Origin of the sequence: Psychrobacter sp. Ps7 (genome assembly GCF_022129225.1) — a bacterium.
GTDB lineage: Bacteria > Pseudomonadota > Gammaproteobacteria > Pseudomonadales > Moraxellaceae > Psychrobacter > Psychrobacter immobilis_A.
This window is the reverse complement of record NZ_JADQAH010000022.1, coordinates 1-7,982: the sequence shown is the minus strand read 5'-3', so window position 1 is coordinate 7,982 and position 7,982 is coordinate 1. Positions and strand designations below refer to the sequence as shown.

The 7,982-nt window shown below is 42.8% G+C and carries 10 protein-coding genes; 6 read left to right on the top strand and 4 right to left on the bottom strand.

The features are described 5' to 3' along the window. Positions 1-203: 203 nt before the first annotated feature. On the bottom strand, positions 204-713 hold the full coding sequence (locus I3257_RS08710) for a c-type cytochrome (protein WP_238049457.1): 510 nt from the start codon (positions 711-713) through the stop codon (positions 204-206). Between the two features lie 84 nt (positions 714-797). After that, positions 798-1,196 carry a hypothetical protein gene (locus tag I3257_RS08705; RefSeq protein ID WP_238049456.1) on the bottom strand — a complete coding sequence of 133 codons (399 nt, stop codon included), beginning with the start codon at positions 1,194-1,196 and terminating at the stop codon, positions 798-800. A 409-nt stretch (positions 1,197-1,605) separates the two neighbouring features. Here I3257_RS08705 and rpsU point away from each other — a divergent pair, with 409 nt between their 5' ends. Beyond that, positions 1,606-1,821, top strand: a complete 216-nt coding sequence (gene rpsU / locus I3257_RS08700; RefSeq protein ID WP_010195908.1) for a 30S ribosomal protein S21 — start codon at positions 1,606-1,608, stop codon at positions 1,819-1,821. Positions 1,822-1,965: 144 nt separating this feature from the next. Continuing rightward, the gene (locus I3257_RS08695; RefSeq protein WP_238049454.1) at positions 1,966-2,415 is read left to right on the top strand and encodes a GatB/YqeY domain-containing protein; all 450 of its coding nucleotides are present in this window, start codon (positions 1,966-1,968) and stop codon (positions 2,413-2,415) included. Positions 2,416-2,462: 47 nt separating this feature from the next. Here I3257_RS08695 and I3257_RS08690 read toward each other — a convergent pair whose 3' ends face one another. Next, positions 2,463-4,091, bottom strand: a complete 1,629-nt coding sequence (locus I3257_RS08690; RefSeq protein ID WP_238049452.1) for a M48 family metalloprotease — start codon at positions 4,089-4,091, stop codon at positions 2,463-2,465. Positions 4,092-4,625: 534 nt separating this feature from the next. Between I3257_RS08690 and I3257_RS08685 the strand changes: the two genes are divergently transcribed. The 4 genes from I3257_RS08685 to thiS all read left to right on the top strand — a co-directional run bounded on the left by I3257_RS08685 (position 4,626) and on the right by thiS (position 6,953). Further along, the gene (locus I3257_RS08685; RefSeq protein WP_238049451.1) at positions 4,626-5,081 is read left to right on the top strand and encodes a sulfurtransferase TusA family protein; all 456 of its coding nucleotides are present in this window, start codon (positions 4,626-4,628) and stop codon (positions 5,079-5,081) included. A gap of 241 nt (positions 5,082-5,322) precedes the next feature. Further along, positions 5,323-6,186, top strand: coding sequence for an RNA polymerase sigma factor RpoH (rpoH, locus tag I3257_RS08680; protein ID WP_198329691.1), 864 nt, complete (start codon positions 5,323-5,325; stop codon positions 6,184-6,186). Positions 6,187-6,249: 63 nt separating this feature from the next. Beyond that, a complete protein-coding gene (locus tag I3257_RS08675) occupies positions 6,250-6,627 on the top strand; it encodes a DUF423 domain-containing protein (RefSeq protein WP_238049450.1) in 378 nt (125 codons plus the stop codon). A gap of 125 nt (positions 6,628-6,752) precedes the next feature. Further along, the gene (thiS, locus tag I3257_RS08670) at positions 6,753-6,953 is read left to right on the top strand and encodes a sulfur carrier protein ThiS (protein ID WP_055123529.1); all 201 of its coding nucleotides are present in this window, start codon (positions 6,753-6,755) and stop codon (positions 6,951-6,953) included. Between the two features lie 237 nt (positions 6,954-7,190). On the opposite strand, the gene raiA is transcribed toward thiS, so the two are convergent. Further along, a complete protein-coding gene (gene raiA, locus I3257_RS08665) occupies positions 7,191-7,559 on the bottom strand; it encodes a ribosome-associated translation inhibitor RaiA (RefSeq protein ID WP_045443369.1) in 369 nt (122 codons plus the stop codon). Between the last annotated feature and the right edge of the window lie 423 nt (positions 7,560-7,982).

Below are 7,982 nucleotides of genomic sequence, written 5' to 3'. Positions count from 1 at the left end.
TAGCCATTTTTAGCCATTTTTAGCCATTTTTAGCCATTTTTAGCCATTTTTAGCCATTTTTAGCCTATTTAGAGGTTAATCGATTGAATTGAGGAGACGCCCTAGTATCTGCCAAAAAACGTGCATAAAAAAACCGCCATTGTCAGTCACAATGACGGTCAGTTTAACAAATTTCAATGGTCAATATCTCTTAATATACCGGATCAGCTAACTGCTTCAATCATGTAATCTACAGCTGCGTAAACTTGGGCTTCACTGACCTTATCGGTGGCTTGGGCTGGCATCTTATTAAAGCCTTTTGCCGAATGCATGTGCAGCGTCTCTATGCCTTTAGCCAGACGCGGCTCCCACGCGGCTTTATCACCGTATTTCGGCGCGTTCAGCAGCCCGCCTTCATGACAAACCTTGCAATTGGTCTCATAAAGCTTGGCGCCTGCATCGGCAGCCAACACTTCTGGCTCCGCAGAGATTTCCTGCACTGGCTCATCTTCAATGACCGTCGTCTCGGTATCTGCCACAGGTTCAGGTGTAACGACTTCAGGTTCGACTATAGGCGCGTCTTCTACCACTACCGTTGTATCGGCAGATTCATTGGCAACAGCAGGCTCTTCAACCGCTGCATTGTCACCACTACAAGCAGTGATTGCTAATAGCGCACTCAAACTGATGGCAGATAAGACCAGTTTATTCATACGCTGCTGTTTACTTATCATGATCACACCTCTATTCGATATTTCATGTTAGCGACTGTTTATGACAGCGCATAAATTCAAAACCTATCAACACACAAACCGTGATTAGTTCGTAGCTGGTTCAGCGTCAGCAGTAGGCGTTGCCGCCGTATCAGCAGCTGGCACATCTACACTACTAGCTGGCATATCTGCACTGTCAGCGACAGCAACATCGCTATCCGTTGCATCTGTCATATCAGTAGCAGTCGTCCCTGCTTCAGCCGTTGCAGCACCATCTACTGTGCCTTCAGCTTCAGTTACTGGCGCTGGAGCCGTTTCTGGGAACTCCATTTTTTCAGCTTCAGGTGCGTTTTTGCGAGCCAGCTCAGCGGCTTCATCAACGCGATCTTTCGCCAATACTTCGTGTGATTCGCCTTCTTTTTCACCACTACAAGCGCTAATGCCAAAGCCAAGAGCAATAATAAATGCGGTGCTTAGGGCTGTATTTAGTCCTGTTTTTTTCATTCCAACATCCTCAATAAAATACACATAAAATGGTTAATATGCTGACTATTATATGCAAATTATCATAGCATAAACTCCAACCAAACCGTTATAGACAGTAGGGTTTTTTATTCATAGTAATTTTATACTTTGCATTTCCAGTTTCATTAAAGCTGGAGCAAAAACCTGCGTTCTAATTACTTTTAGAATTGTCTCTGCGCATTGCCCCTTGCAACTTAATGATAAATATGGATTAATGTGCTAAAATCATTGACTTAACTGACATTTTTTATTAAAATGCTTGCCCTTGTGCTCATGCGCAAGATTATCCTAGTTTGAGCTGATGCCTGTAATCTTGAGATATTACGGCTAAATACTAATACACAGCCAAACTAATGCCCTTATATCTCATCCTAATCGAGGAGTCTTCATGCCTGCAGTTAAGGTTAAAGAAAACGAACCAGTTGACATCGCTATCCGTCGTTTCAAGCGTGCTTGCGAAAAAGCTGGCGTATTATCAGACGTACGTAAGCGTGAGTTTTATGAAAAACCAACGCAAGTACGTAAGCGTAAAAAAGCTGCTGCCGTAAAGCGTTATAAGAAAAAATTACAACGCGAAACTATTCGTACCACTCGTATGTACTAATCGATAATTCGATTAATTAAGTACAAGTGCTACATTAACGCCACTGTTATCCATTGATATCAGTGGCGTTTTTTATGCTACAATTTTTATTATTATTGCTTAAAAATTTGAATAAATACCTCTTAACAAATAAGGATAATAACAATGAGCCAACTTAAGCAGACTTTATCAGACAATGTCAAAGTGTCTATGAAAGCGCGTGAGCTTGAGCGTGTCAAAGTACTACGTAACGTGCAAGCGGTTATCAAGCAAATTGAGATTGACCGTCAAATAGAGCTTGATGATGCGCAAGTCTTAGATATACTGCAAAAGCAGCTAAAACAACGCCATGAGTCGTTGACTATTTTTACCGAAAACAACCGTGATGATTTGGCAACCAAAGAGCAGTTTGAGATTGATATCATCAATGAGTTTATGCCAAAACAAATGGATGATGCTGAACTTGCGGCCTTGGTCAATGCGGAAATCGCTGCACAAGGCGCAACATCTATGCGTGAAATGGGCAGTGTGATGGGTGTATTAAAGAACAAAACCGCAGGACGCGCAGACCCTGCGCTCATCTCTAAGCTGGTAAAAGATGCACTACAAGGCTAGTAATTAGTGTCATCAAAAGCTAATGACGACAGCGTAAAAATAACCGCCTAAGGCTCAAAGTCTTTGGCGGTTTTTACTGCTTTGATTTCTGCATTAATATTGGCAAGTAATGGACGGGCGCTACTGGCTTGAGCCGTGGTTTGTAGTTTTTCCGCCAGTTGTTTGGCTTGGGTCAGTGACGTCAATGCACTCTCGTAACGACTACTCCATAGTTGGTCATGACTGCGATAGCGTAGCGCGTTAATAGTGGCAATATTTTTCAGGGACGCAGAGTCGGTCGTTTTTGCCAGTTTTTCATTGGCCAGTTGCAAACTTTGCCAAGCATAACGGTCGCTTGGCTGCTGCTCGGTCAGTGGCTTGAGTAGTGCTTGGGCTTTGATTGGCTGATTGCTATTGGTGAGCGCTTCTGCCAAATAAAGACGCAGATCACGACGCTCAGGGTAAACACGCTGCTGGCTGGCTAATACGTCCGCCGCTTGTGACCATTTATTCTGCTCCGTTAGAATTTGGCTATGAGTGATCGACAGTAAAGGCTCTAAATTTTGGCGCTGCGTAGGCGGCAGTCGATTGATTTCAGCCAATAAATCGCTTGCCTCTGTAAAGCGTTGCTGTTCGCCATACCAGTTCATCAAAGCCAATTTGGCACCTACGCTATTTTTAGCAGCCGTCATTAGCACTGTCTCTGAGGCATGTTTACCCGTACTTTGGACACGCCAGTAGAGCAGATCAAATAAAGCCTGATGGCGCTGCTGCTGATTTAGTGACAATGAGGGATAATGCTGGGCACGACTTTGCGCTTCACTTAAGCGCTCGTTACTCAGTGGATGCGAGCGTACAAAGCTTGGTAAAAATCGATTTTCAACTTGGTTGAGCTGGCTGCGTTGGTTCATCGTGGCAAAGAATCGCGGCATCGCCCTTGGGTCATAGCCTGCTTGGGTCATGATTTGCATGCCCACCCGATCGGCCTCGCGCTCATTATTTCGACTAAATGCCATCGTGCTGTTCATCGTTGCCGTTTGGCTGCCCATCATCACTGCCGCCGCTGCATCACCATCGACCGCCGATGCTGCAATCGCAGCCAGCATACCGCCTATCTGCATCAGCAAAGCCTTTTTGCGCTCATCAGCACCACTTTCGTAATGGCGCTGGCTGATGTGAGCAACTTCATGCGCCACCACACTGGCAAGCTCATCCATACTGCTAGCGGCCAGAATCGTCCCTGTATTGAGTCCAATGACCCCGCCTGGTGCTGCAAAGGCATTGATACTTGGGTTATCAATGATAACCAAACCCATCGGCGCTTGCTGCCTTGCTTGCGCATTGAGACGCCAAGTCATGTCTTTGACCGTTTCTTGAATCCAAGGATCATGCTCCATTTTGATACGACCATTGACGTTCCGTAACGACCATTCGCCGAGCAATTTATTTTGATATTGCTCAGCGAAGCTCAAGCCTTGTCCGCGCAAATTGGGCAGATTTAGCTCTTCTGAGCCGGTGGTTTGCCATGAATTATAATTGGATGCCATCGCTTTGCTGCTCGTATTAGCATTATTAAGACTATCCTCACTCATGGCAGCAGTGGTCATCGTCATTAGTACCGCCGACAATGCCAATTTAATAGCGCTCGATAATGCCATCGAACGCTCGGCACTTTTACATTTTTTTCCCTGGGTCATGGGCGCATTACCAAGTATCGATTGTCTATTAAAATGGTTCAAGTGCGTATCCTATGCAAGTGAGTAATGATACTGTTTTTGAAATAAGATATTTTTGAAATAAGGTTTTTTCGACTGATTTTTTAACTAAACGTTTTTCGACTATACGAGCTTGCTGATATAAGGTCAATTCTAGTCTGCATTCGACTACCAATAACTCAGCTGCCCGTCACTATTGCGCAACATGGCTTTAGTCAATCCCCTATAAAATGGATATGGTGTCAGGCGCGCGCAGTCTACTATTTTTAGTACTTTTGCTCGCCTTCCTTCTATCTAAATTATCTTTACAGACTATATGTGATTCTAATGAACTGAATGTGACGTTGATTATATTCAACTTCAACTACATATCGGCTATTTGATATAATGGCATTTCATGGCTATAGGGTCAGACCACTGCCGAGTGTCTTTTATGAAGAACAGGCACTGTCATTGCGTGTTTGCGAATGTTCAATACAATCTAGTACAAACCAAAATATTTATAAGGTTTATTTTATGTCTGCTGATCGTCAGTCAACCACCGTATATTCGCCTTATTCTATAAACTTATCAGCAGATTTGTCTGATACTGAGCAGCAAGACATCAACAACCTGTTAGACTTGTTACTAGCGCATACTGTCACTACAGATCATGAGGCGAATGAAACGCAGCCTATTCATGTCCAACGTTTCGTCGATGGTCGCGGACTTGCTTGTCCAATGCCACTGTTAAAAACCAAAGTGGCACTACGTGACGTCACAGCTGGCGGTTCATTATATGTGGTCGCAACTGATGCCAACTCACAGGCTGATATCACCGCTTTTTGTCAACAAAGCCAGCAAACAAATGCCGCAAGTCAACTGCGATTAATCATTAGTAGCATGACGGATCAGCCAGCAGCGGATAGCTTATCAGTACAGCGTTTCGATACAATATATCACTTCATCATTACTAAAACTGATAGCAACTAAGTGTCGCTATCCTTTACAATTACAACTATAAAGATTTTTATCTGACTATTTGCGTCACTATTTAATCAAGGTCAAGAATATGGCTAATAATTCTACTGATACTGCAAAAACGAATAAAAAAGATGAGGCAGCTCCTATAAAAAACGAAGCACGTGATGCCGCATTAAAAGCTGCCGCCCAACGTCCACCTTATGATGCGAGCGCCTTAGGCGATACTAGCACCCGTGACTTAGTGCCAGCGATGCCGACTCATTTGTCAGCGCCTGGAGTCAATTTGGGCGCTTATATCAACACGGTGCACCAAATCCCAATTTTGACACCAATCCAAGAGCAAGAGCTGGCGCATCGCTATTATGACGAAGGTGATGTGGAGGCAGCGCGTCTGCTCGTGATGTCGCACCTGCGTTTTGTGATTCATATTGCCCGCAGCTACTCGGGTTATGGTTTGCCGCAAGCAGACTTAATCCAAGAGGGTAATCTGGGACTAATGAAGGCTGTAAAACGCTTTGACCCGAATAAGGGCGTGCGTTTGGTGTCATTTGCAGTGCATTGGATTAAAGCAGAAATTCATGAATTTGTGATTCGTAACTGGCGCATTGTCAAAGTTGCGACCACCAAAGCGCACCGTAAATTGTTCTTTAACTTACGTAGTCTCAAAAAAACCAACAACCAGCTAACGCTAGAAGAGGCTGATGCCATTGCCAAGGACTTAAATGTCACACGCAAGCAGGTGTTAGAAATGGAATCGCGGCTTACCTCTTATGACGCCTCGTTTGAAGCGCAATCTAGCGATGACGACGATGGACGTTATGCACCGCAGCTATTTTTAGAAGATGGTATCGATCCTGCCGAGCAGTTAGAAGAAGCAGATTGGGAAGAAAGCAACTCATCTGCATTGATCGCGGCAATGGATACCCTTGATGAGCGCTCACGCGATATCGTGGAGCAACGCTGGCTTTCTGAGCAAAAATCAACCTTACACGAATTGGCAGCCGTCTACTCTATCTCAGCAGAACGCGTACGCCAAATCGAAAAAAATGCCATGGACAAAATCCGCGAGGCAATGACCATTGATAGCGTTATTTTGCCAGACGATATTCAGTAGCAATTACCTATCAGTAGTGCCTGTCTTTCACCAGCGGTAGTTTTTAGATAATACGAGTTTGTCATGTTAAATTGGATAGGTATTGCGGCGATCAATATGGCCATTGCTGTCGCTTTAGGAGCGTTTGGAGCGCATGGCTTAAAAAACATCGTCAGTGCTCAACAACTCGAATGGTGGCACACTGCAACACTGTATTTATTTATACACGCGCTGGGTTTATTACTGGTTGGTCTGTTGATTCGCCTGAGATATGCCACGCAAACTACTGCATGGCTACTACAAATTGGCATTATAATATTTGCTGGTAGCTTATATGCAATGACACTTGGCGCACCACTTTGGTTTGGTGCGATTACGCCTATCGGTGGTGTACTAATGATTGCAGGTTGGCTATGGTTAGCAGTGTCATCATCTAAGATGAACAAATTGGTCGCGAAATAAACCAGTTAAATAAGCAATAATTAAATTGCATTTTAGAGCATGTCTTCATTTTGAAAATAGAGGTAAAAATGAGGACACGCCTTAGTACGCACAAAAGGATAAAAAATCATTAAGGAGTATATTTTATGAGTACCATTATCGTTAATGGTAAGACACTACAGACTACCCATCAGACCGTGCAATTGGTCATCAATGAGCTTGGTCTTAGCCAAGGTCGTTATGCAGTAGAAGTCGATGGCGAACTGATTCCAAAGAGTGAGCTTGCTCAATTAAGTATCGCTGAAGGTATGAATATCGAAGTGGTACAAGCAGTCGGTGGTGGCTAATTAGCTAAAATGATGATCTGTTGATTTGAAAATGAATGTACTTAAAGAAATGTATTTAAAGATGAGTTTTTAAAAAATAATTGCTCATAAAAAAGACCTCAACGTAGCAAACGTTCGAGGTCTTTTTCCGTTTTAGGCAATGTCATTTAGAGATATCTAAAAATGCGGCTACTTATACTATTTATTATTTCATCAGCCAGTAATCATTAACCTTTAAATACCCTAAACTCTATAACATTAAACTGCTGGAGCAGCATCGTCTGTCATCAGCTCTTCATAGCGTCCATCACGCCCAGCACCCTGAGTCTTTTTGCTCTCCAACTTGGTTTTATACTTGCGTACTTGTCTATCAAGTTTGTCTGCCATCTCGTTAATGGCTTTATACATATCATCGTCAAGCGCTTGGACAAACATCTCTTTACCCGAGACTCGCATAATCGCTTCAGCCTTATGGCTCTTTATAGCACCGCTGTTATCTAATGATAAAATGACTTGAATACTTTGAATTTGATCAAAATGACGACCAATTTTATCAAGTTTTTCTTGAACAGCTGCGTTCATAGCGTCGGTAACACTGATATGGTGACCACTGATAGAAACATTCATATTGTTGTCCTTTTATTATGACTTACATTGTTGCCTACGTTGTTGCTTGCGTTGTTACTTACAATCAACAGATGAGCCAGCATTCCTGCTTTTTCACCCTGCCTTACCAACAATGAATGGTGTGTCTTTATTGATCAGCGCCTTTAGTAATCGATACTTTTAGCAAAAATCGAACGTGTCCTTTCGTTGTCATTTTGATTAATGAGATAAGTAAATACGCTAAATCGACACTTAGATTTCGTTGTTGGTATGACTCTAATTTGTCATGAATATCGAATAGTAGCAAGACAGTAAAGTGTAATTAAATGTAATAAAAACGGTTGTTTCCTTAATGTTTCTATATAATCAGAAAATTTTATTTTTTATATTAGACCTCTTGCAAAAGTAGCAAAGGATTTTACAATAACTCATACATTCGCAACT

Coding starts and splice junctions, on each gene's coding strand:
- I3257_RS08710 (WP_238049457.1), bottom strand. CDS start 713: ATGATAAGTAAACAGCAGCGTATGAATAAACTGGTCTTATCTGCCATC.
- I3257_RS08705 (WP_238049456.1), bottom strand. CDS start 1,196: ATGAAAAAAACAGGACTAAATACAGCCCTAAGCACCGCATTTATTATT.
- rpsU (WP_010195908.1), top strand. CDS start 1,606: ATGCCTGCAGTTAAGGTTAAAGAAAACGAACCAGTTGACATCGCTATC.
- I3257_RS08695 (WP_238049454.1), top strand. CDS start 1,966: ATGAGCCAACTTAAGCAGACTTTATCAGACAATGTCAAAGTGTCTATG.
- I3257_RS08690 (WP_238049452.1), bottom strand. CDS start 4,091: ATGACCCAGGGAAAAAAATGTAAAAGTGCCGAGCGTTCGATGGCATTA.
- I3257_RS08685 (WP_238049451.1), top strand. CDS start 4,626: ATGTCTGCTGATCGTCAGTCAACCACCGTATATTCGCCTTATTCTATA.
- rpoH (WP_198329691.1), top strand. CDS start 5,323: ATGCCGACTCATTTGTCAGCGCCTGGAGTCAATTTGGGCGCTTATATC.
- I3257_RS08675 (WP_238049450.1), top strand. CDS start 6,250: ATGTTAAATTGGATAGGTATTGCGGCGATCAATATGGCCATTGCTGTC.
- thiS (WP_055123529.1), top strand. CDS start 6,753: ATGAGTACCATTATCGTTAATGGTAAGACACTACAGACTACCCATCAG.
- raiA (WP_045443369.1), bottom strand. CDS start 7,559: ATGAATGTTTCTATCAGTGGTCACCATATCAGTGTTACCGACGCTATG.